The following is a 1,284-nucleotide window of genomic DNA, read 5'->3' on the forward strand; positions in this document are numbered from 1 at the left end:
TGCCATCAATGGCTTGCGTAATCAGCGCGGTGTCGGCAAATCGCACCTCCACCCGGCCGGTCAGGGCGGCCATGCCCGGGTCGGCCCCTTCAATCCGGCCATCGTTGCGGATGGTCTCGATCCGGTCGAGGCCGGTGGAATAGGTGACCTCCGCCGAGATGACGTTGCCGAGCGGTGTGCCATTGCGGGTGATCGCCCCGTTGAAATGCCCGAACCGCTGCAGCGCAAGCGAGGTTGGCGTGCCTGCGGCCGTCGCCGCGGCGACGTTCTCGCCCTGCGCCACCAGCCGCGCCGTGGCGGTCAACAACCCTGACCGCGCCATCTGCCAAGACAACTGGTCGCAGACGCAACCGGTGTACATCGCATAGCGCGGCACTTCGGGCATGGCCGTCTCGATGGCCATGCTTGGCAGCGTCCAGTTCCCCGACTGGAAGGTGTGGGTCTTCGGCGTCGTGCCGGCCGTCGTCGGCTGACCGAAGGCGGCCTTCAGCCAGAGGCCGAAGTTCTCAACATCGATCGGCACCACCACATCGCCATCGGCGGTGACCGCGTCTTTGATCGGGGCCAGCGGGTCGCGCCCCTGGCCCAGAAGCTCCGAGGCAATCAGCGGCTGTTCGGAACCGAGCGTGGTGCTGGCGAAAGGCACCGTGCGGTAGCCCGTGGCGGGCGCGGTGCCATACACGGTCTCGAACGCAAGCGCCATCTGCGCCCGCGCCCCATGGGCTCGTGCCATCGTGTTCTCCTGTCGTGAATGGGGTCAGGCCAGCGGGTCGGCCGTGGAATAGTGCAACACCACGGGGATCACCGCCGCCTTCAGGCTGGCGGCACCCTCGACGGCCAGATCAACTGGACGCGGTGCTTCCGCCTCGACCCAGTCGCAGAGGCCGCCCAGCGTGCGGTCGGCGGCAAGCGCCGCGCCGATGCTGGCGCAGAGGGTGTCGAAGGCGGTGTCGCGCGCGGTGCCCTGCACGACCGCCTCGATCTCGGCCCGGTGCTGGTAGTGGTACCGCAGCGGCGACAGCGTCACCTCCGGCTCCCCCGGCTCGCCATCGCGCAGGATCAGCNGCACGTCGCCGCGCAAGGCGGTGGCGGGCAGCGCCGAGAGCCGGGCGTGCAGCGCGGCGAGGATGGTTTCGCGGGGGGTGGGCATGGCTGTGCTCGGGCTGTTCTTGCCAAATTAATGCCTAGGGGCTATATAGCTTCCAAGACATGAGGATCGCATGCCGTGGACCGTCTCGTTTGCCGAGGAGTTCGAACCGGAGTTCGACGCACTCCCACCGGAGG

Annotated in this window: 2 protein-coding genes; both read right to left on the reverse strand. The window is 68.2% G+C overall.

What is annotated here, in order from left to right; all coding sequences use genetic code 11:
* Positions 1-733 (reverse strand): phage tail tube protein (locus tag EZM81_RS17955; RefSeq protein ID WP_136646732.1); only part of this gene is annotated, 733 nt, incomplete at its 3' end.
* Between the two features lie 24 nt (positions 734-757).
* Positions 758-1,150 carry an acyl-CoA transferase gene (locus EZM81_RS17960; RefSeq protein ID WP_136646733.1) on the reverse strand — a complete coding sequence of 131 codons (393 nt, stop codon included), beginning with the start codon at positions 1,148-1,150 and terminating at the stop codon, positions 758-760.
* Positions 1,151-1,284: the final 134 nt, after the last annotated feature.

Origin of the sequence: Tabrizicola sp. YIM 78059, assembly GCF_004959785.1 — a bacterium.
In the GTDB taxonomy this organism is placed as follows: domain Bacteria; phylum Pseudomonadota; class Alphaproteobacteria; order Rhodobacterales; family Rhodobacteraceae; genus Tabrizicola; species Tabrizicola caldifontis.